Origin of the sequence: Flavobacterium sp. (genome assembly GCF_043722275.1) — a bacterium.
Taxonomy (GTDB): domain Bacteria; phylum Bacteroidota; class Bacteroidia; order Flavobacteriales; family Flavobacteriaceae; genus Flavobacterium.
Map to the genome: position 1 here is coordinate 1 of NZ_JAYSPC010000028.1, position 21,366 is coordinate 21,366.

The 21,366-nt window shown below is 32.4% G+C and carries 24 protein-coding genes and 1 tRNA gene; 15 read left to right on the forward strand and 10 right to left on the reverse strand.

Annotation, left to right across the window (positions count from 1 at the left end; genetic code table 11):
- On the forward strand, positions 1-675 hold a 675-nt coding region (locus tag ACHZDT_RS03310), incomplete at its 5' end, for an HDIG domain-containing metalloprotein (RefSeq protein ID WP_394773239.1).
- A gap of 332 nt (positions 676-1,007) precedes the next feature.
- Here ACHZDT_RS03310 and xerD read toward each other — a convergent pair.
- From xerD to ACHZDT_RS03330, 4 genes are all read right to left on the reverse strand, one after another.
- The gene (gene xerD, locus ACHZDT_RS03315; RefSeq protein WP_394773352.1) at positions 1,008-1,904 is read right to left on the reverse strand and encodes a site-specific tyrosine recombinase XerD; all 897 of its coding nucleotides are present in this window, start codon (positions 1,902-1,904) and stop codon (positions 1,008-1,010) included.
- Positions 1,905-1,982: 78 nt separating this feature from the next.
- Positions 1,983-2,246: an outer membrane beta-barrel protein gene (locus ACHZDT_RS03320; RefSeq protein WP_394773240.1), complete on the reverse strand. Its 264-nt coding sequence runs from the start codon at positions 2,244-2,246 to the stop codon at positions 1,983-1,985.
- Positions 2,221-2,364 carry a hypothetical protein gene (locus ACHZDT_RS03325; RefSeq protein ID WP_394773241.1) on the reverse strand — a complete coding sequence of 48 codons (144 nt, stop codon included), beginning with the start codon at positions 2,362-2,364 and terminating at the stop codon, positions 2,221-2,223. The genes ACHZDT_RS03320 and ACHZDT_RS03325 overlap by 26 nt, the downstream gene beginning before the upstream one ends.
- Before the next feature lie 196 nt (positions 2,365-2,560).
- Positions 2,561-3,088 (reverse strand): hypothetical protein, encoded by a 528-nt coding sequence (locus tag ACHZDT_RS03330; RefSeq protein WP_394773242.1) that lies wholly within the window; start codon positions 3,086-3,088, stop codon positions 2,561-2,563.
- Positions 3,089-3,375: 287 nt separating this feature from the next.
- On the opposite strand from ACHZDT_RS03330, the gene ACHZDT_RS03335 reads away from it, so the two are divergent.
- The 3 genes from ACHZDT_RS03335 to ACHZDT_RS03345 all read left to right on the forward strand — a co-directional run bounded on the left by ACHZDT_RS03335 (position 3,376) and on the right by ACHZDT_RS03345 (position 7,112).
- Entirely contained in the window at positions 3,376-3,939 is a 564-nt protein-coding gene (locus tag ACHZDT_RS03335; RefSeq protein ID WP_394773243.1) for a porin family protein, read from the forward strand.
- 199 nt (positions 3,940-4,138) lie between these two features.
- Positions 4,139-4,552 (forward strand): type II 3-dehydroquinate dehydratase, encoded by a 414-nt coding sequence (gene aroQ, locus ACHZDT_RS03340; protein ID WP_394773244.1) that lies wholly within the window; start codon positions 4,139-4,141, stop codon positions 4,550-4,552.
- 70 nt (positions 4,553-4,622) lie between these two features.
- Complete coding sequence (locus tag ACHZDT_RS03345) at positions 4,623-7,112, forward strand: DUF5686 and carboxypeptidase regulatory-like domain-containing protein (RefSeq protein ID WP_394773245.1); 2,490 nt, start codon at positions 4,623-4,625, stop codon at positions 7,110-7,112.
- Positions 7,113-7,466: 354 nt separating this feature from the next.
- Here ACHZDT_RS03345 and ACHZDT_RS03350 read toward each other — a convergent pair whose 3' ends face one another.
- From ACHZDT_RS03350 to ACHZDT_RS03365, 4 genes are all read right to left on the reverse strand, one after another.
- A complete protein-coding gene (locus ACHZDT_RS03350; RefSeq protein WP_394773246.1) occupies positions 7,467-8,342 on the reverse strand; it encodes a cation diffusion facilitator family transporter in 876 nt (291 codons plus the stop codon).
- A 143-nt stretch (positions 8,343-8,485) separates the two neighbouring features.
- A complete protein-coding gene (murA, locus tag ACHZDT_RS03355) occupies positions 8,486-9,799 on the reverse strand; it encodes a UDP-N-acetylglucosamine 1-carboxyvinyltransferase (RefSeq protein ID WP_394773247.1) in 1,314 nt (437 codons plus the stop codon).
- An 84-nt stretch (positions 9,800-9,883) separates the two neighbouring features.
- Positions 9,884-10,606 carry a DUF4290 domain-containing protein gene (locus ACHZDT_RS03360; RefSeq protein WP_394773248.1) on the reverse strand — a complete coding sequence of 241 codons (723 nt, stop codon included), beginning with the start codon at positions 10,604-10,606 and terminating at the stop codon, positions 9,884-9,886.
- Positions 10,607-10,609: 3 nt separating this feature from the next.
- Positions 10,610-10,906, reverse strand: coding sequence for a DUF493 family protein (locus ACHZDT_RS03365; RefSeq protein ID WP_394773249.1), 297 nt, complete (start codon positions 10,904-10,906; stop codon positions 10,610-10,612).
- Positions 10,907-11,167: 261 nt separating this feature from the next.
- Here ACHZDT_RS03365 and ACHZDT_RS03370 point away from each other — a divergent pair, with 261 nt between their 5' ends.
- The 7 genes from ACHZDT_RS03370 to ACHZDT_RS03400 all read left to right on the forward strand — a co-directional run bounded on the left by ACHZDT_RS03370 (position 11,168) and on the right by ACHZDT_RS03400 (position 18,431).
- On the forward strand, positions 11,168-12,082 hold the full coding sequence (locus ACHZDT_RS03370) for an alpha/beta hydrolase family protein (protein ID WP_394773250.1): 915 nt from the start codon (positions 11,168-11,170) through the stop codon (positions 12,080-12,082).
- Positions 12,083-12,363: 281 nt separating this feature from the next.
- On the forward strand, positions 12,364-12,984 hold the full coding sequence (locus ACHZDT_RS03375; protein WP_394773251.1) for a hypothetical protein: 621 nt from the start codon (positions 12,364-12,366) through the stop codon (positions 12,982-12,984).
- Positions 12,985-13,847: 863 nt separating this feature from the next.
- Positions 13,848-14,381: an AAA family ATPase gene (locus ACHZDT_RS03380; RefSeq protein ID WP_394773252.1), complete on the forward strand. Its 534-nt coding sequence runs from the start codon at positions 13,848-13,850 to the stop codon at positions 14,379-14,381.
- A 65-nt stretch (positions 14,382-14,446) separates the two neighbouring features.
- Positions 14,447-16,342: an ATP-dependent DNA helicase RecQ gene (locus ACHZDT_RS03385; RefSeq protein WP_394773253.1), complete on the forward strand. Its 1,896-nt coding sequence runs from the start codon at positions 14,447-14,449 to the stop codon at positions 16,340-16,342.
- Positions 16,342-17,289: a methionyl-tRNA formyltransferase gene (gene fmt, locus ACHZDT_RS03390; protein ID WP_394773254.1), complete on the forward strand. Its 948-nt coding sequence runs from the start codon at positions 16,342-16,344 to the stop codon at positions 17,287-17,289. Before ACHZDT_RS03385 ends, fmt begins: the two co-directional genes overlap by 1 nt.
- Positions 17,290-17,469: 180 nt before the next feature.
- Positions 17,470-17,742 carry an HU family DNA-binding protein gene (locus ACHZDT_RS03395; protein WP_017498096.1) on the forward strand — a complete coding sequence of 91 codons (273 nt, stop codon included), beginning with the start codon at positions 17,470-17,472 and terminating at the stop codon, positions 17,740-17,742.
- A 128-nt stretch (positions 17,743-17,870) separates the two neighbouring features.
- On the forward strand, positions 17,871-18,431 hold the full coding sequence (locus ACHZDT_RS03400) for a YqgE/AlgH family protein (protein ID WP_213301895.1): 561 nt from the start codon (positions 17,871-17,873) through the stop codon (positions 18,429-18,431).
- Here the strand turns inward: ACHZDT_RS03400 and ACHZDT_RS03405 are convergent.
- Both ACHZDT_RS03405 and ACHZDT_RS03410 read right to left on the reverse strand, forming a co-directional pair.
- The gene (locus ACHZDT_RS03405; protein ID WP_394773255.1) at positions 18,428-19,267 is read right to left on the reverse strand and encodes an aminotransferase class IV; all 840 of its coding nucleotides are present in this window, start codon (positions 19,265-19,267) and stop codon (positions 18,428-18,430) included. The genes ACHZDT_RS03400 and ACHZDT_RS03405 overlap by 4 nt on opposite strands.
- A 54-nt stretch (positions 19,268-19,321) precedes the next feature.
- A complete protein-coding gene (locus tag ACHZDT_RS03410) occupies positions 19,322-19,714 on the reverse strand; it encodes an START-like domain-containing protein (protein WP_394773256.1) in 393 nt (130 codons plus the stop codon).
- Between the two features lie 153 nt (positions 19,715-19,867).
- Here ACHZDT_RS03410 and ACHZDT_RS03415 point away from each other — a divergent pair.
- The 4 genes from ACHZDT_RS03415 to ACHZDT_RS03430 all read left to right on the forward strand — a co-directional run bounded on the left by ACHZDT_RS03415 (position 19,868) and on the right by ACHZDT_RS03430 (position 21,299).
- Positions 19,868-19,941: transfer RNA gene (locus ACHZDT_RS03415), tRNA-Met, on the forward strand.
- A gap of 193 nt (positions 19,942-20,134) precedes the next feature.
- On the forward strand, positions 20,135-20,392 hold the full coding sequence (locus ACHZDT_RS03420) for a hypothetical protein (RefSeq protein ID WP_394773257.1): 258 nt from the start codon (positions 20,135-20,137) through the stop codon (positions 20,390-20,392).
- Positions 20,393-20,515: 123 nt separating this feature from the next.
- Positions 20,516-21,076, forward strand: a complete 561-nt coding sequence (locus tag ACHZDT_RS03425; protein ID WP_394773258.1) for a DUF6934 family protein — start codon at positions 20,516-20,518, stop codon at positions 21,074-21,076.
- A gap of 34 nt (positions 21,077-21,110) precedes the next feature.
- On the forward strand, positions 21,111-21,299 hold the full coding sequence (locus ACHZDT_RS03430) for a hypothetical protein (protein ID WP_394773259.1): 189 nt from the start codon (positions 21,111-21,113) through the stop codon (positions 21,297-21,299).
- The last annotated feature ends 67 nt before the right edge of the window (positions 21,300-21,366 follow it).

The following is a 21,366-nucleotide window of genomic DNA, read 5'->3' on the forward strand; positions in this document are numbered from 1 at the left end:
GACGAAATTATTGAAGTTGGTAAACGTACTGTTATTGACTTAGGAATTCATGGTTTACACCCTGAATTGATTAAAGTTGTAGGTAGAATGAAATACCGTTCATCATACGGACAAAACTTATTACAACACTCAAGAGAGGTTTCTAAACTTTGTGGTATCATGGCTGCCGAATTAGGCCTGAATGTAAAACTGGCTAAAAGAGCAGGTTTACTTCATGATATTGGTAAAGTTCCGGATACTGAAAGTGATTTACCTCACGCATTATTAGGGATGCAATGGGCGGAGAAATATGGTGAAAAAGAAGAAGTTTGTAACGCAATTGGAGCTCACCACGACGAGATCGAAATGAAATCATTACTATCTCCAATCGTTCAGGTTTGTGATGCTATTTCAGGCGCAAGACCAGGCGCAAGACGTCAGGTTTTAGACTCATACATTCAGCGTTTGAAAGATCTTGAAGAAGTGGCGTACGGTTTTAGCGGTGTAAAAAATGCATACGCGATTCAGGCTGGTAGAGAATTACGTGTAATTGTAGAAAGTGAAAAAGTTTCTGATGATAATGCAGCAAACTTATCTTTTGAAATTTCACAAAAAATCCAAACTGAAATGACTTATCCGGGTCAGGTAAAAGTTACTGTAATTAGAGAAACAAGAGCGGTAAATATCGCGAAGTAATCTCCATATTTATATAAAATAATAAAGGCTATCTTAACGGATAGCCTTTATTATTTATATTAATTTTAAATATTTCGTTGCTTTAAAAAACCAACAAAAGATCTAAATTTATGCTCTCAAATTCCTGATTGATACTATATATAAATTTTGGATCAGGACTAAATGTTGTAAAAAAACATAAAAAATATTTTAGGAGAGTACATTTATATACTGATGACTTTTACCGCAAAGCACGCAAATTTTTTTACAGTAGAGTGTGTTGACAAACACAAAGTTCACAAAGCTTTGTGTTAACCTATCTTTGTGAACTAATGAGCGTTTTACAAAAAATATTATTTTCTAGGATGATATGAATGTATGACTTCTTTCAAGAAACTTCGATCTAAATGAATGTATATTTCTGTAGTAGTAATTGATTCATGACCTAACATTAACTGGATTGATCTTAAATCAGCACCATTTTCAAGTAAATGCGTTGCAAAAGAATGTCGCAAAGTATGCGGACTTATGTTTTTATTCAAACCTACTTTAACAGCCAAATCTTTTATAATCGTAAAAATCATCGCGCGCGTAAGCTGATTTCCTCTTCTGTTTAAAAACAAAGTATCTTCACAACCTTTTTTAATATTGAGATTTATGCGAACTTCTTTTTGGTAAATCTGCATGTATTTTTGAGTCAGTTTGCCAATGGGAACAAAACGTTCTTTATTTCCTTTTCCGGTAATTTTTATAAATCCTTCATCAAAGAATAAATCTGAAATTTTTAGCGAAACGAGTTCTGAAACCCGAAGTCCGCAACCATAAAGCGTTTCTAACATCGCGCGATTTCTCTCGCCTTCATTAGAACTTAAATCTATAGCAGCAATAAGCAAATCAATTTCCTTAACGGATAAAGTATCCGGTAATTTCCGACCTGTCTTTGGTGTTTCGATTAATTCTAAAGGATTATCATTTCTATAATCTTCAAAAATTAAGTAACCAAAAAAACTTTTTAAACCAGAAATAATTCTGGCTTGCGAACGCGGATTTACTTCTTTGGCAACAGCATAAATAAATTGCTGTAAAGTTTCATCGGTAATCTTTAAAGGTGAAACATCGATTTGATTGGTTTCTAAAAACAGACATAATCGCTCAATATCAAAGCCATAGTTTTCGATTGTATTTTTAGACAAACCTCTTTCGATTCGCAAATACGATTGATAATCTTTTATATACCTGTTCCAATTCATATGTACAAAGTAAAACATTTTTGGGCATAAAAAAACCTTCCTGATTAGGGAAGGTTCTTAAAAAATATAAAATATAGATTAGAATTTATATGCAGCAGTTAATGCTAAAACATTGTTTGTATATCTGTCATTATAATAATAACCATTATTATAATCGTTGTAATCGTAAACACTTGATAAACCAATAGTATAACGAATACCTACAGAAAAATTATCGGTAAAATTATATCCTGCTCCTAAATTAAAGGCAACATCAACTGATTTTTCATCATCAATATTTTTACTGGAAACTAATAATCCAAGTTGTGGTCCGGCTTCAACACAGTGATTTAGTACCGTCAACGTCTCCACCAACGATATTAGAAAGGTTTAATCCTCCTTTTACTCCAAATCTAGTTGATTGTGCATTAGTAAATCCAAATGCCATTACTGCAATTGCAGATAAAATTATTTTTTTCATTTTTATAAGTTTTGATTAAATTTAATAATCAAATATAAAAATATACTTCCCAAAAAAGAACTTGTATTTTAACAAATAAAGTGGTAACTAGAGAGTTAATCCTATTAAAAAATAAACCACTAAATTATAATTTGTTATATATCAAATAAATACAAAAAATAAAAGCCTTTCATATCTGAAAGGCTTTTAAAAATTATTACTTCATGAAAATCTTAGAAATGTAATGCAAAACCAATATTTGTAAAACATCTTTACCATAATCTTCATTTAAAGTTATGTTATAACGAAGTCCTGGCTCAACAGAAACATTTTTCCCAATAAACCATGCGTAACCTCCCTGAATTCCTAAGTAAGAGGGGGTTTCATCAGCATCTTTAATACTTGCTCCGGTATATGAAAGCTCTACAGGAATTTTATTGATTACATAATACTTCGCTCCTACTTTATAAGAGAAAATAGAACTTGCATAATCCTCACCATTATCTCCGTAACCAAATCCGGCTTTTACAGCTAAATTATCCATTACAAAATATCCACCTTCAGCACCAATATTCCAGGATGTTGTACCGTCCTCTGAACTTAATGCAAAACCTGTATTTCCTGTTCGGGTTGCTCCAAAAGAAGTATTTCCTTCAATAAGGTACTTTCCTTTTTTAGTTTGCTCCTGTGCGTTAGCAAAACTAACTGTCAATACTGCAATCGCAGCTAAAATAATTTTTTTCATGGTTGCTTATTTTGTTTGTTACTATCTTATAAAACTAAGCTTATACTTGTTAAACTATATCCTCTATAAGCCTAGTAAGTATTAAAATACGACAGAATTTAATTACAAACAATAATCTGAAATTCAGCACATTAAAACTCAAATCATAAAATTAGGTACTAAAAAATCACAAATAGATGTTAATTTTATAAATTATTTAATCCGATTAATAAAACAATAAAATCAAAATAATGTAGTTTTGACTAATAGATAACATTTAAAAATACCAAATTTTAAAAAACACTTTTATGAAAAAAATAATTTTAGCAGCTGTTTTGTTCATAGCAACATCAGCTACAATACAAGCACAATTATTAAAAATTGGGGTTAAAGCAGGGGTTAACTTTGCAAATCAAACAGGAGATGCCAGTTTTGAAGGAATAGACTATAGCAAAGACGGGATCACAAGCTATCACGTAGGTTTAGTTGCTGAAGTGAAATTATTAGAGAAATTTGCTATTCAACCAGAACTTTTATATTCTACTCAAGGTGCTACTTATAAAAATGCACTAGGAGAATTTAAAAATGAATTAGGATATTTATCTATTCCGGTAATGGCTAAAATCTATGTAACTAAATCTTTAAGTTTAGAAGTAGGTCCACAAGCTTCCTTCCTATTAAGCAATAAAGAAGAATTTGATGCTCAGGATCCTAAAACTTTTGACTTTGCAATTAATGCAGGACTTGGTTTAAAAATTACTGAAGGAATATTTATTCAAGGTCGTTATGGTTTTGGTTTAACGGAAGTTTCTTCTAAAGCTGATCTTAAAAACTCTGTATTCCAACTTTCTGCTGGAATAATGCTGTTCTAAAAAGAATATCACATACTTTTATTAAAACCGTTCTATTAATTAGAACGGTTTTTTTATTTTTACCAAGTTCAATGTCAATTGCAAAAATCAATTGCAATTTCAATGTCAAATATAAAATCAATTTAGCTTATTTGAACTTATATTGCTTATATGGTTCAAAAAATCTAAATATTTTAACTCGCAAAATATACCTTTAAATATGAAAATCTGCATTATCAACGGACCCAATTTGAATCTTTTAGGAAAAAGAGAACCTGAAGTTTACGGAAGTCAAACTTTTGAAGATTATTTTGAAACGTTGCAAACCAAATTCCCAAACGTTGAATTTTCCTATTTTCAAAGTAATATTGAAGGCGAATTGATTGGAAAAATTCAGGAAGTTGGTTTTTCTTTTGACGGAATTATTCTGAATGCCGGCGCTTATACACATACTTCAATAGGTTTGGGCGACGCGATGAAAGCTATTACAACTCCAGTTATCGAAGTTCATATCTCGAATACTTATGCGCGCGAAAGTTTCAGACACCAATCATATTTGTCCGGAAATGCTAAAGGCGTTATCTTAGGTTTTGGATTAAAAAGCTACGAATTGGCAATTCAATCTTTATTGTAAGGCTTTATTTAACAAATTTTTAATAAGCTCATTTTTAACTTATTCTATTTTTGTTAGAGAAACCACTTTCATGAAAAACATTACTTTATTCGCCTTTTTATTTTTTTCAATTTCTAATTATGCCCAAATAAAGGGAACTATTTCCGATGAAAAAGGGAATCCGCTGCCTTTTGTTTCTGTATATGAAGAAAACACGTATAGCGGAACAACCTCTAACGAACAGGGAAAATACCAACTTAACATAAAAGAAGTTGGTAAAAACAAAATCACTTTTCAATATCTGGGATTCAAAACCCAAAAAATTGCCGTTTCTGCTGATTCAAAAACAATGACTTTAGATGTGAAAATGCTTGAAGAAAGTTTTGCATTAAATGAAGTTGTAATTGATCCAAAAAACAATCCTGCAAATGCTATTATAAAAAACGCAATTGCGAATAAAAAAGACAACTCAGATAAAACTGCGAGATTTACCGCAGATTTTTATTCGAAAGGAATGTTCAAAGTCAAAGATTTGCCTAAAAAAATTCTTGGCAAAAAAGTAGATCTTGGCGATGATATGTCATCAAATTTGGATTCTACAGGAACAGGAATTTTATATTTATCTGAAACTATTTCGAAAATTACTTTTGAAAAGCCTAATAAATTAAAAGAGAAAATTATTGCTTCTAAAATCTCCGGAAACAATAAAGGATACAGTTACAACACCGCATCTTTATCGACTTATGATTTTTATGATAACAATTTAGATTTCGACATCAAACTTATTTCTCCTATTGCAGATAATGGTTTCAGTTATTATAAATACAAACTTGAAGGCACTTTTTATGACGATAATAATCAACAAATCTATAAAATTAAAGTAATCCCAAAACGCGATAAAGAACCTGTTTTTGAAGGTTATATTTATATTGTTGATGACAGTTTTGCGATTTATGCGATTGATTTAGATATAAAAGGATATCGCATGAAAAATGAATTTACCGAAGTAATGAACTTAAAACAAAGCTTTAGTTACAATGCAAAAAATAAAATCTGGACAAAAAACGCACAAACTCTTGATTTTACTGCGGGAATCTTTGGAATAAAATTCTCCGGAAAATTCAATTACGTTTATTCTAATTATGAGTTTCCGAGTTCTTTTGAAAAGAAAACTTTTGGAAACGAAGTTGTGGCTTTTGAACTTAATGCCAATAAAAAAGATGAGGCTTTCTGGAATGAAATTCGCCCGATTCCGTTAACGCTTGAAGAAAGTACAGATTATACGAAGAAAGACAGTTTGCAAACTATTCGGAAATCTCAGAAATATACTGATTCAATAGATGCCAAAAACAACAAGTTCAAAGTGACGGACATCTTGATGGGTTATGATTATAAAAACACTTTCAAAAAATATTCATTTGATTATAAAGGATTATTAAATGTTACTTCATTGAGTTTTAATACTGTTCAGGGATTTAATTTAGATTCTGGTTTTTCGTTTAAAAAATGGAGTGAAAACGAAGGGAAAAATACGTCATTAAGTACCACTTTTAATTATGGCTTTTCAGATGAACGTTTTCGTGTTATTGGTGAATTCAGTCATAAATTCAACAATATAAATTACGCTACTATTTCGGCTTCGGGAGGGACTAAAACGGCGCAATTTAATAGCGCACAACCTATTAGTAAATTGGTAAATTCAATAAGTTCTTTATTTTTTAAAGATAATTATATGAAGTTGTACAATCTTGAATTTGCTCAAATTAATTATTCTCAAGATGTTTTAAACGGTGTGAATTTGATTGGAAAAGTGGCTTACGAGCAACGAAAACCTCTTTTCAATAGCACCGATTATTCTTTCTTTAAAAAAGATGATATTTATTCATCAAATAATCCGTTGGCGCCAAATGATTTTACAACTCCGGCTTTTGATCCGCATCATTTATTTAAAGCGTCGCTAAATGCCCAAATCAATTTTGGGAACAAATACATTTCAAGACCTGACGGAAGGTATAATTTTAAAGATGATAAATACACCACCGTCTTTTTAAGTTTTGAAAAGGCATTTGCTGCAAGCGAGAAAAAATATGAATTTGAACGAATTGGAGCTTCTGTACAATATGATTTATCTCTTGGAAATAAAGGAATTGTGGGAATGAATTTAAGAGCGGGAAAATTCTTTAATGCCGAAAATATTTCGTTTATCGATTACAGACATTTTAACGGAAACCAAACTCACATAGGAACAAGTGATCGTTATTTGAACGTTTTCAATTTAATGCCCTATTACGCGAACAGCACAAACGACAGTTATTTTGAAATGCATTCAGAATATAATGATACGGGGTTTATAATGAATAAAATCCCGCTATTGAATCTCTTGAAATCGACTATGAATTTAGGTTTTCACAGTTTAGCAATTCCGGACAGAAAACCTTATTCTGAATTTACTATAGGTTTAGACAATCTGGGATTTGGGAAATTTAAATTGTTCAGATTAGATTATGTTCATTCTTATCAAGGCGGATTTCAACAAAATGGTGTTGTATTTGGGCTGAAGATTTTGAATGTTCTGAATTAAAAAGTTGCTGAGTTACTGAGGTTCTAAGTTCCTAAGTTTTCACAATCTTGTCATCTCGACGTAGGAGAGATCACATCCGTTAAGAAGCACTATTGACGAGAAGCTGGATGTGACTTCTCCCACGTCGAAGTGACAAAAAAACCGCAAATTTCTTATTACTCAAGATTGCGTTAGGGATAGAAGCGATATCCTTTTTATTTTTCCTTTAAAAATAAAAAGATATAGCGGATAGCCCGACCGGAGGGAACGCCCAGAAAATAAAAATCCGCTTACTCAAAAGAATAAGCGGATTTTGATTTTTATCGTTTCTAAAGAAAACTTAGTACCTCAGCACTTAGAATCTTAGAAACTTTCTCAATGATAATCATCCGGTTCAATATGAATTAGAACATTTCCTAATTGCGGAATTTTTTCTCTTAAAGTGTCTTGTAATTTGTGTGACAAATCATGCCCTTCTTTTACTGAAATTTGTGCCGAAACTATCGCGTGAAGATCAACGTGGTATTTCATTCCGGCTTTACGAATAAAGCATTTTTCGGTTCCTAGAATCCCTTCAACTTTTAAAGATTTTACCCGAATTTCTTCGACTAAATCATCATTCATGTTTTCGTCCATTATTTCGCCAAGTGCAGGTCTGAAAATTTTATAACTGTTGTATAAGATAAAAAAAGCAGCAAAAAGCGCCGCCCAGTCATCTGCAGATTCATAACCTTTGCCCATAATCAGTGCAATCGAAATCCCTATAAACGCCGCTACAGATGTAATGGCATCACTGCGATGATGCCACGCATCTGCCGCAAGAGAGGAACTATTTGTTTCTTTACTTCGCTTCATTACTAAACGAAACGAATATTCTTTCCAGATAATAATTGCGGCCAGGATATATAAAGTCCATGATTTTGGCAAACCGTGCGGTTCCTGAATATTTGCAATACTTTCGTAACCAATAATTGTTGCCGAAGTAATCAAAAAGCCAACTACCAAAAAGGTAATTAAAGGTTCAGCGCGACCGTGTCCGTATGGATGGTTTTCATCGGCTGGTTTATTAGAATATTTGATTCCGAATAAAACCAAACAGGACGAAAATATATCCGCAGTCGACTCAATTGCATCTGCAATTAAGGCATAGGAATTGCCAAAAAAACCTGCCAGGCCTTTTATTATGGCTAAGCAGGTGTTCCCGACTATACTAAATATAGTAGCTTTTATAGCTGTTTGTTCATTTGTCATTTGCGCCTTTTAACAGATTTTAAATCAAGTTTTAAGATATAAAAACCATTAAGATATTAAGATTCATTAAGCCATTATAACTTAATTTCCCTTAACCTCTTAATGGTATTTTTAGAATATTTATTTAACTAAATATTTGTCTTTTATGCTCTAACAATTTTTGCTCCAATTGCTCTTAAACGTTCATCAATACGCTCGTATCCACGATCGATTTGTTCGATATTTTGTATTGTACTTGTTCCTTTTGCTGAAAGGGCTGCTATTAATAATGAAATCCCCGCACGAATATCAGGAGATGACATTGTTGTAGCTTTTAGTTGAGATTCAAAATTATGTCCCATAACGACCGCTCTGTGCGGATCACATAACATAATTTTTGCGCCCATATCGATTAATTTATCAACGAAAAACAAACGGCTTTCAAACATTTTCTGGTGAATTAACACATCGCCTTTTGCTTGTGTTGCCACAACCAAAACGATACTCAATAAATCAGGTGTAAATCCTGGCCAAGGCGCATCTGCAATTGTTAAAATAGAACCGTCAATATCTGTTTTTACTTCGTATCCGTTAACGTGAGCAGGAATATAAATATCATCACCACGTTTTTCGATTGTAATCCCTAATTTTCTAAATGTATTTGGGATTAACCCTAAGTTTTCCCAGCTTACATTTTTGATCGTGATTTCGCTTTTTGTCATCGCCGCAAGACCAATCCAAGAACCAATTTCAATCATATCCGGAAGGATTGTATGCTCACATCCTCCAAGGCTTTCAACACCTTCAATTGTCAATAAGTTAGATCCAACTCCTGTAATGTTAGCTCCCATAGAGTTTAACATTTTACACAATTGTTGTAAATAAGGCTCACAAGCTGCGTTGTAAACTGTAGTTCTTCCTTTAGCTAAAACAGCTGCCATAACAATGTTTGCTGTTCCTGTTACTGATGCTTCGTCAAGTAACATATCTGTTCCTTGTAATCCTCCTTCGGGAGTTTCTACTCCGTAAAAGTGATCTTCTCTATTGTATCTGAATTTTGCTCCAAGATTGATAAATCCTTCAAAGTGTGTATCTAATCTGCGACGGCCAATTTTATCTCCTCCTGGTTTTGGAATATATCCTTTTCCGAAACGTGCCAAAAGCGGTCCAACAATCATAATAGAACCACGAAGCGCGCCGCCTTCTTTTTTGAAAGCTTCGGTTTCTAAATATCCAACATTAACCTCATCGGCTTGAAACGTAATAGAACTTGGTTCATTTCGTTGAATTTTCACCCCTAAATTACCCAACAATGTGATTAATTTATTGATGTCAATAATATCGGGAATATTATTAATTTTCACTTTTTCCCCCGTTAAAAGCACGGCACATAAAATTTGTAATGCCTCATTTTTTGCTCCTTGCGGAGTGATTTCTCCTTTTAAAGGAATTCCTCCCTCGATTTTAAAAATTCCCATATTTCTCTTTTAGGTTCTTCTTTTTAAGTTGCTAAGGTTCTGAGCTAAAAAAACTTAGCAACTTAGCATCTTAGACACTTTTTTTTACTTCTGATTATTATTTTTTTGAAAAGGTTTTGGTTTTCCAGGTCCTTTAATATTTTTGTTGCTTTGGATTTTTGGCTGTCCCGGCGGCGTAATCTTGTTAGACATACGTTTGTTGGTACGCAATAAATCTGTTGTGTTTAAAAGCTCTTCTGTACTTTGCAATAAATTGATTTTCCCTTCAGACAATTCAAATAAATGTTCAAAAATCACATCATCTTTTACTGTGTCTTTATTCCAGCTCAAATATGATTTTTTCATGTGATTGGCAATTACCAATACCAATGCATTTTTCATTTCACCATCTTCCCATCTATTGGCAACATCTATCATATATTTGATATTATTACCATAAAATCTGTATTTAGGAAAGTTTTGCGGATATTGTAAAACATCAGGTTTTAGCTGTAATACATCTCTTGACGGAATTGGGTATGGAGATTCTACATTTAATTTAAAATCAGACATTATAAAAAGCTGATCCCATAATTTATGTTGAAAATCCGGTACATCACGCAAATGCGGATTCAGACTTCCCATTACCTGAATGATGTATTTCGCGGCTTTGTTACGCGTTTCTACATCTTCAATAATAGTAGCCTGATCGATCAGTTTTTGTAAATGACGACCATATTCCGGAATAAGTAAGCGCTGTCTTTCAGAATTATATTCTAAATTAAAAACAACGTCATTCGCGACTTCTTTTTTATATTTTTCGACCATAAGTTATAATGAAACTATACCTTCTATTGTAGAAACTTCTTTGTATTTGCTAATCACCTGGTCAGCACTATGCATTGTAACATCTACAGAAACACTGGTAAATTTACCTGTTTTAGATTTTGTTGTTTTAATTACCGCGCCTAAATTGTCAAAAGCTTTTTCAACCCGTTCGACATTATCGTTTACCGACGGCATTATAAATTTATACAAATATTCTGCAGGCCAAGTATTTGAGTTATCTAACTCTACCTTTAATCTTTCGTAAAATTCAGCGGTTTCTTTTTCTTTATCGTTTTCCATTCGTAATTAAAAATAAAGGCAAATATACGGTTTTGAGTTTAGATTTTAGATTTTTTTCTTTCGAAAAAGGCGCAAAGTTACAGAGGCGCAAAGGTGCAAAGAAAAAAGCTTTGTAACTTTATTTCTTTGTAAAATTTCCTCTTATATTTGAGAAAACATTGCACAGAAATTCACTCGAAAAGTCGCCAAGACGCGAAGTTTTTTTAGGTCATAATATCAAACTTTGCACTTTGCTACTTTGCACGATTAAAACACATCAGAATGAAAAAAATCCTTTTACTTTTTATAGCAATCATATTCAATAATATCCAGGCACAGGAAATCAAAACAATGACTTACTTCCAGAATGATACTATCAAACTGGATTTAGATTTGTATCTGCCTCAAAAGAAAACCAACGAAAAGATGCCGTTGATTATTTTTGCTTTTGGAGGAGGATTTTCCGGTGGGGAGCGCACGAGCGAGAAAGATTTTGGAATGTTTATGGCAAAAAACGGTTATGCAGTTGCGAGTATTTCATACAGTTTATATATGAAAGGAAAAGATTTTGGATGCAAAGGAACACTAACCGAAAAAATAAAGGCAATCCAAATTGGCGTAAGCGATATGTGGCAGGCAACTTCATTTTTGATCGAAAATGCCAATAAATACAATCTTGATGCTTCAAAAATATTTATTTCCGGAATCAGCGCCGGTGCCGAAATTGGTTTCCAAGCTTCGTTCTGGGATTATAAACTGATGAATTTATATAAAAATAATCTTCCTGAAAATTTCAAATACACAGGTTTTATTGGGGGTTCCGGAGCTATTCAGGATATTAATTTGATTACTAAAGAAAAGGCGATTCCGATGTTATTAGCACACGGAAATAATGATGATACAGTTCCTTATTGTGCAGGTTCACATAGATCTTGTCCAACAAATGCTTCGGGTTGGCTAATTCTTTTTGGATCTTATGCGGTTTATAATCATATGCATGATTTACATAAGGACATTGAACTGATTACTTTTTGTGGCGGCGGACATGAATTCTCCGGTTATCTTTTTCATCAGGGACAACAATATGTTTTGGATTTTGTAAATGATGTTTTGAAAGGAAAAAAATTCGAATCGCATATTATTATACCTTCGGAGAAAAAAGGCAAGGATTCTGGAAAATATTTGTTTTGTGAGTAATTAAGTTAAATCAAAAATGAAAATAATCTCTTTTATAGTTACACTATTCCTGCATTTTTCAATTATTCTTTCATTAAAGCTGTTAGATGATTTTAATTCAATTCTAATAATTTTATTTGCATCAATAATAATTGGATTAAGCATTAAACTTTTTCACAAAAACCGCAATATTAATTTAAATCATTTAGGCTGGGGAATTTTATATGGCTCAATATCTATATTGACTTTACTGATGATAACTATTAGTTGGTTAGGATATAATTTCCCACAATAAACTTTATATGGCAATAAAACTGAATTATAAAAATTTCGAAATTGAACTATCTGATGCTCCAAATTACATCTTAAATTCCGCTGACAATTTGCGACAATATAAGAAAGTTTATTATGACCTGGAAAATCAATTCCGGACGACAAGTAAATATGCCATTATTGTTAAAGAATTTAATATTGAAGTTACCAGTACAATAATATGTGAGAGTGGTGGAGCGACTGGAATTAGCAAAAGATCTTTTATTCTCGAAGATGATAAAATATGGATTCTTATCTGTAATAAAATTTATTGTTTAGAAGTTTTTTCTTTAGAATTAATATGGCAGAAAGAATTCGACGCTTTTACAAATTTCTCTATTCATAAACTCGAAAATGATTTTATAATTCATGGAGAATTAGAAATTTTTAGAATTACAAAAGAAGGAGAAATTGTTTGGTGTTTTGGCGGAAGAGATATTTGGCTGAATACTGAAGGCAAAACCGAATTCTGTATTGAAAAAAACGGAATAAGATTATTTGATTTTGAATCGAATGAATATGTTCTCGACTTTGAAGGGAACCAGATAGAAGATAATCCTAGAATAATTCACAAAAACATTAAAAAGAAATGGTGGAATATATTTGGCTAAAGCCGAAAACGAACTAACCCATAAATCCGCTCGTTAAAACCTACGGCTAGTCAAAAATTGATTCTGTTTTCTCTACAAGGTTTTCAAAAACCCTGCAAATCCTAAAATCCACATATTAACACTACAATTTCATAAACTGGACTAAAGTCCAGCCCTACAATATTTACCAACTCTACGACTCTTTGGATTTAGTTCCAGAGGAACGATTTATTTTGTAGAGCTAGATTTTAGCCCAATTGCTAAAGTCCACCCTACAATATTTACCAACTCTACGACTCTTTGCATTTAGCTCCAGAGAAACGATTTATTTTGTAGAGCCTGACTTTAGTCCAGTTGTTAAAGTCCAGCCATACAATATTTACCAACTCTACGACTCTTTGCATTTAGTTCCAGAGGAACGATTTATTTTCTAGAGCTGGACTTCAGTCCAATTGCTAAAGTCCAGCCATACAATATTTACCAACTCTGCGACTCTTGCATTTAGTTCCAGAGGAACGATTTATTTTCTAGAGCTAGATTTTAGCCCAATTGCTAAAGTCCACCCCACAATATTTACCAACTCTACGTCTCTTTGGATTTAGTTCCAGAGGAACGATTTATTTTGTAGAGCTGGACTTTAGTCCAGTTGCAATAATATTTACCACACCTATTGCCGATTTTTATTTTATTAATTTTATTAGCAAACGTCCAGAATCTTTGAGAGAAATCCTTTTGCTTTTTAAAGAAAAAAGCAAAACATTGTAGCAGACAACACGTCCCGAAGTCTCGGGATTTACCTAAAATTGCGAAATCGTTCGCTTAAGACGAAATAAACTTTTTAAATATCAATAAGTTTAGGTAAATTTGCGCTTTATTTTTAGAAAGTGCAAAAACAAATCATAGTTCTCATTGGTGGCCCGGGAACGGGAAAATCTACTCTTATCAACGAATTGGTAGCTCGTGGCTACTGTTGTTATCCTGAAATTTCCAGACAAGTTACACTCGAAGCTCAGCAGCGAGGTATCGATCAATTGTTTCTGGAACAACCTTTATTATTTAGCGAAATGTTGCTGGAAGGTCGTATTAAACAATTTCAAGATGCTGGTCAGGAACCTGATAATGTAGTTTTTATAGATCGCGGAATTCCTGACGTTGTAGCTTATATGGATTATATTGGCGATGATTATCCTGAGCATTTTACAAAAGCTTGTGAAGATTTTAAATATACCAAAACTTTTATTTTACCACCTTGGGAAGAAATTTACGAATGCGACACTGAACGCTACGAGAATTTTGAGCAAGCTTTGACAATACAAAAACACCTTGTTGACACCTATAAAAAATACGGTTACGACTTAATTGAAGTACCTAAAGATACGGTGGAGAACAGAATTCTTTATATCTTAGATAAAATTTAGGCGCGTTTTAAAGTTGCAAAACTAGAAACTGATTTTCTAAATTTTTTAACTTTAAAACGAGACCAATGCCAGAAGCGCAGGAAATTCTTTTAAAATACTGGAAACACGACAGTTTTAGACCGTTGCAAAAGGAGATTATTGACTCGGTTTTAGACGGTCAGGATACTTTTGCACTGCTCCCAACCGGAGGCGGAAAATCGATTTGTTTCCAGGTTCCGGCAATGATGCAGGAAGGTATCTGTCTTGTTGTTTCGCCTTTGGTCGCCTTGATGAAAGATCAGGTGGCGAATTTACAAAAGCGAAATATTAAAGCGATTGCACTTACCGGAGGAATTCATACTGAGGAAATCATTGATCTTCTGGACAATTGCCAATATGGGAATTATAAATTTTTATATCTTTCTCCGGAACGGCTTCAGTCTGATTGGATATTGGAACGCATTAAAAATCTCCCAATTAATTTAATTGCTATTGACGAAGCGCATTGTGTTTCGCAATGGGGACACGATTTTCGTCCGGCTTATTTGAAAATTTCGGAACTTAAAAAATACTTCCCTAAGATTCCGTTTTTGGCTTTGACTGCAACGGCAACTCCGAGAGTTATTGAAGATATTAAAACCGAATTAGGCTTGAAGGATCCGATACTTTTTCAGCAATCTTTTGAAAGAAAAAATATTGCTTATATGGTTTTTGAAGTCGAAGACAAACTATATCGTACAGAACAAATTTTAAAGAAAAACCCACAGCCTTCTATTATATATGTACGAAACAGAAAATCGTGCCTGAATATGTCAACTCAATTGCAATCGTTAGGATTCAAGGCAACGTATTATCACGGTGGACTTTCGGCAAAAGAAAAAGACAAAAACATGGAATTGTGGATGTCTGAACAAGCGCAGGTTATTGTTGCTACAAATGCGTTTGGAATGGGAATTGACAAAGACAACGTAAAAACGGTTATTCATACACAATTGCCTGAAAATATCGAAAATTATTATCAGGAATCCGGAAGAGCGGGACGTAATGGCGAAAAAGCTTTTTCGGTGGTTTTGACGAATTCATCTGATGGAAATCAATCAGAGCAGCAATTTTTAAGCATTCTGCCAGATAAAAAGTTTCTGAACACAGTCTATATAAAGCTTTGCAATTATTTTCAGATTGCTTATGGTGAAGGTTTAAACGATTCATTTTCGTTTAAACTGAATCATTTTTGCCAGAAATACGACTTCCCTACTCTTAAAACTTATAATGCTTTGCAGTTTTTGAATCAACAGGGAATTATTACAATGTCACAGGAATTTTCTGAAAAGATTACAATGCAGTTTTTATTGGAATCAAAAGAAGTTATTCGTTATATGAGTTTAAACTCAAATGACGAAGAAATTATGCTTGCGATTTTAAGAACGTATCCCGGAATTTACGAAATGAAAACGCCTTTTAATATTTCGCTGATTGCTAAAAAATCAAATCATTCTGAGGAACAAGTTTCGGTAGTTCTGGAAAAACTGAACGAGAAAAATATTATCGAATACAAATCAAAAAATAACGACGCAACTATATTATTTAATGAAGTTCGCGAAGATGATTTGACAATTAACAGGGTTTCAAAATATCTTGAAAAACAAAATCAGCTTAAAAAAGACCAGCTTTTATCTGTGCTACATTATATAAAGGACAATAAAACCTGCAAGAACCGATTGATTTTGGATTATTTTGGAGAAGAAACCACTCAGAATTGTGGCGTCTGCTCCTATTGTATTACACAAAAAGGTAAAATTACAGAAGCTGATTCTATTGCAGATAAAATTTTGCATCAGTTGAAAACGGCGGCTTTATCATCAAGAGAAATTCAAACAAAAATAAAACTAGACGCTAACGATGTTGTTGTTGCGCTTCAGGAATTACTGAAAAACAATTACATCACCGTTCAGGCGAATAATAAATATACTTTAAAATTATAATGGAAAAATTAAGAATCATATTTATGGGAACTCCGGAATTTGCCGTTGGCATTCTGGACACCATTATTAAAAACGATTATGAAGTTGTTGGCGTTATTACAGCGGCAGATAAACCGGCAGGACGTGGACAAAAAATAAAATATTCGGCAGTGAAGGAATATGCATTGGCGAACAACCTTACTTTATTGCAACCAACAAATTTAAAAGACGAAAATTTTCTTGCCGAATTGAAAGCATTAAACGCCAATTTACAAATTGTTGTTGCTTTTAGAATGTTGCCAAAAGTAGTTTGGGAAATGCCAAGTCTTGGAACCTTTAATCTTCATGCTTCTTTATTGCCAAATTATCGCGGAGCTGCGCCTATTAACTGGGCAATTATTAATGGAGAAACTAAAACGGGAGTTACAACTTTTTTTATTGATGATAAAATAGATACCGGAGCGATGATCTTAAATTCAGAGATTGCGATTGAGCCGGAAGAAAATGCGGGACAATTACATGACCGATTAATGTTGTTAGGAAGTGAAACTGTAATTGACACATTAAAAGTGATCGAAAACGGAAGTGTAACTACAACGATTCAGGAAGACGACATAGAAATTAAAACTGCTTACAAATTAAACAAGGAAAATTGTAAGATCGACTGGACAAAATCAGGCGATGAAATTAATAATTTGATCCGCGGTTTAAGTCCTTATCCTGCTTCATGGTGTTTCCTGAAAGATAAAAATGAAGAATTAAGCATCAAAATATACGAATCAAAACTGGTTGAGGAAGATCATTCTTATGAGATTGGAAGCTTGATTAGCAGCAAAAAAGAAATCAAAATTGCGATCAAAAATGGTTTTGTTCAGCTTTTGAGTTTGCAATTACCCGGAAAAAAGAGAATGCAAGTTGCTGAATTGCTAAATGGCATAACTTTTACTGATACCGCAAAAGTCTATTAAGGTCAGTAAAACAGGGGTTTTTACCTGTTTTTGCCTGATAATCAGTTAGCGTTATGAACAAAAAAAGCAAGTTATTAACAATTTTTGCTAAAATTAAAGAAAACACTTGCAAGGAACGGATTTCCTACTAAATTTGTGTATTAACAATTTTTTTTAACCAACAATTAATAACTAATTATTATGAACAAATCAGAATTAATCGATGCTATCGCTGCTGATGCAGGAATTACAAAAGCTGCGGCAAAATTAGCTTTAGAATCATTTTTAGGAAACGTAGGAGCTACTTTGAAAAAAGGTGGTAGAGTTTCTTTAGTAGGTTTTGGATCTTGGTCAGTATCTGCTAGAGCTGCTAGAGACGGAAGAAACCCTCAAACTGGAAAAACTATTCAAATCGCTGCTAAGAATGTTGTAAAATTCAAAGCCGGAGCTGAATTAGAAGGTGCAGTGAACTAAGTAAGAAAGTTCTCTAAACTTATAATATAATCAAAACCTTCCTCATGGAGGGTTTTTTTATGCGGTTTAACGATTTTATTTGGGTTTTTAAATATTTTATTATTAAATTTAATAAAAATTGTAGCCGTATGATTTCAGAAAAATTAAAAAAAGGACACCTGCTTATTGCCGAACCTTCTATAATTGGAGATTTATCTTTTAATAGATCGGTAATTTTATTAGCAGACCATAACAAAGAAGGATCAATAGGTTTTATCATTAATAAACCATTAAAATATACTATTAATGATTTAATACCTGAGATTGATGCCAGTTTCAAAATATATAACGGAGGTCCTGTTGAACAGGACAATCTTTATTTTATTCACAATATCCCGGAATTGATACCTAATAGTGTCGAGATTTCAAATGGGATTTATTGGGGAGGTGACTTTGAATCGACTAAAGACTTAATAAACGACGGATCTATTGGTAAAAACAATATTCGCTTTTTCTTAGGTTATACCGGTTGGGACGAAAATCAGCTTGAGAATGAAATGCAGGGAAACTCCTGGATCATTACTGATAATAGTTATAAAAACAAAATTATTGGTAAATCGACCACCCATTTTTGGAAAGAGCAAATTATTGAGCTCGGCGGTGATTATGTTATATGGTCGAATGCACCTGAAAATCCATATCTGAATTAATTTTCAGAAATGGATTCATTTAGTTTCTGCACTAATAAATGCGCCAGATTACTTGTAAACTCCTTTTTCCGGTATTTAGTTATCGGTTGTATCCCTGTGATTACATTTGTTAGAAATAATTCGTCAGCTTTTTGAAGATCAAATGGCGAAATTATTTCTTCAAGCACTTCTATGCCTTCTACTTTCTTAGCCAAAGCTAATATTTGTTTACGCATAATTCCGTTCAGGCAACCTTCAGAAATTGGCGGCGTGATTAATTTCTTGCCCATCACCATAAATAAATTGCCTTGCAATGCTTCTACCACATTTTTAGCATCATTTATTAAAAGGCAGTTTGCCAGACCATTTTCATGAGCAAAAATACTCCCGGTAACATTTATCAATTTATTAGTCGTTTTAATCGACGATAATAACTGTTTTGTTACATAGAAGTCTTTGTACAAATCAACTTCATATTCAGCCGTATTTAGGATATAAGAAACGTTTTCAAGAGAAGTTGCGTGAATTAAATACGACACTTCATTTGTTTTAGGCAAATATAAACCTCCATCGTTTCTAAAAACGGTGATTCTGGCTCTTGCCGATGCCGAAATTCCTTTTTGATTTACGAGGTTTAAAACCTGTTCTTCAAAAAATTCCATAGTAAAGTTCATCGGAATTTCCATTCTCACAACACGCATTGAAGCCATTAATCTAAAATAATGATCTTCAAGAAATAAGATTTTATTATTGACTATTTTTAGCGTTTCAAAAACACCATCGCCGTACAAAAAAGCACGATTTTGAGTTAATACATTCTCTTCTTGTGCTACTATGTTTCCGTTAAAATTGATCATAAAAAAACCCTGAATTTTGTTCAGGGCAAATATAAGATATAAAATAGAAATTTACTAAACAGATCCTATAAGATGTTTCAGGTCTGAGATCTGATTCTCCCACAATTGTTTAGCTTCTCCTACTTCTTCTTTTTCAGCGAAATCGACTACCATTAGCGATACATCTTTAGTTAATTCATCAACTAAAATATGTAATTCAAAAAAATACTCCGTGTCTTTACTGCTTTCGTCAACCCATTTGAATTTTACTTTTTCTCCTGTTTTTTTAGAAGCCAAACGCGCTTTTTCCTGCGAGTCATTCCAAATGAAAGTAAAAAATTCGCCTCTTGAATTTACATTGTCTGCAAACCATTCTGACAAACCCGATGGCGTTGATATATATTGATATAATAATTGCGGCGAAGAATTTATGGGAAACTCGATTTCGTAACGTATTTTTTGCTCCATGTGCTACTTTTAATTTTTTCGAAATATAAGAATATATGTCCAAAAACAATGCATTTTTAAAAATATTTTTTTTTCTTCATTTTATTCTTGTAAGCTTTAATAATATTTCTATCTTTGCACCCGCAATGAGGAACACGGTTCGCTTGCAATCTTGGCGAGGTAGCTCAGTTGGTTAGAGCGCAGGATTCATAACCCTGAGGTCACGGGTTCAACTCCCGTCCTCGCTACAAAAAACAAACCCCTAATCATCAATTGATTAGGGGTTTTTTATTTGAATATTGTTTCTAAAAGAGTAACTTTAAACCATCTTATTATAGATTTACTTAAATTAGATACAAATAATTCAATCAAATTAAAGCGAACGTAACGACGATTAGCGTCATTAAAATAAAATTTGAAAATTAATTAATTTTAGACAACATGGATATAGTCAAATTTAAAATCACATCAAAAACGATAAAAGTAGAAGTACGCAATTCGAATAATTACGTTTTTAATTTCAATACTGCTTTAGAAATTGAAAAAGAAGACAAAGATGTTTTATTAAGACTATATAATGCATTAGATATGCTTTTTAAGAAAGAAACTCCTGCCGAATCAAAAAACTACATTTCGCCAAACCAAACTAATATATTAGATCAAATTTCTGCTGTTGATGGTTTAGAAGAAGGAAAATAAAATCATCTAAAGTTCTAATTTCATTTCAAATATATAAATATATATTTTCTTACAAAATTTTCAAATATAGTAGGTTTTATAGGTTTTTAAAATTAAATTTGCCATTCAGTTTTAATAAAAATAATGGAAAATTTAATTAATTCGTCATATGAATTCGAACTAGTTGACAATAATTTAACAAATGTAAAATATGATTTTGTAAGTATTGGTAAAAGGCAAATACCAAAAAGAGTTGCATTCAGACAATATGATGCTTTAGGACTTGAAAAATATTATAATTTAGGTTTTGGAAATTTAAGTATTGATGAAAATGGAAATGAAAAAGTATCTGATATGTCAAGAGAAAATAATTTGGGTGACAAGGATAGGGTATTAAACACGGTTTTTACCTGTGCTTTAGATTTTCTCTCACTATCTCCAAATTCAATTGTAACTTTTTACGGAAATACATTTTCAAAACATAGAATATATAAAACAAGCTTAAATAAAAACTTATTTGCACTACAAGAATATTTTATTGTTAAAGGAGGAATAATAGAGAATCTAAAAGTAAAAGAAACTATAGAAGGAAAAGATGTGTTATCAAAAATAAACATTGACAATATTATTTATGAAATATACATCCCTAATAATAGTAGCAACTACAGTTTTATAACATTTGAACTTATTGAAACACTAAAATAATTTCAGTACATTTACAACATACTATTTTTTTATTATGAAAGATATATTAAAAAACCTTTTAGAGAAATCTGGAAAAAAGACAGCTGTTACTTTTGCAAATAAAGACAAAAGAAATTCTTTAGACGAATCATTTGGAAAGAACAAAATAGAAATCGCTTCTAAATTTATTGGAAATGATGAAAATTCTGTTGCTCTATCTAAAAAACTAGCAGAAACTCGCTAAAAAATAACACAAGAAAAATAATTACCTTACTCAAAACCTAGTTACATCACAAAAAATCTTTTGTAAA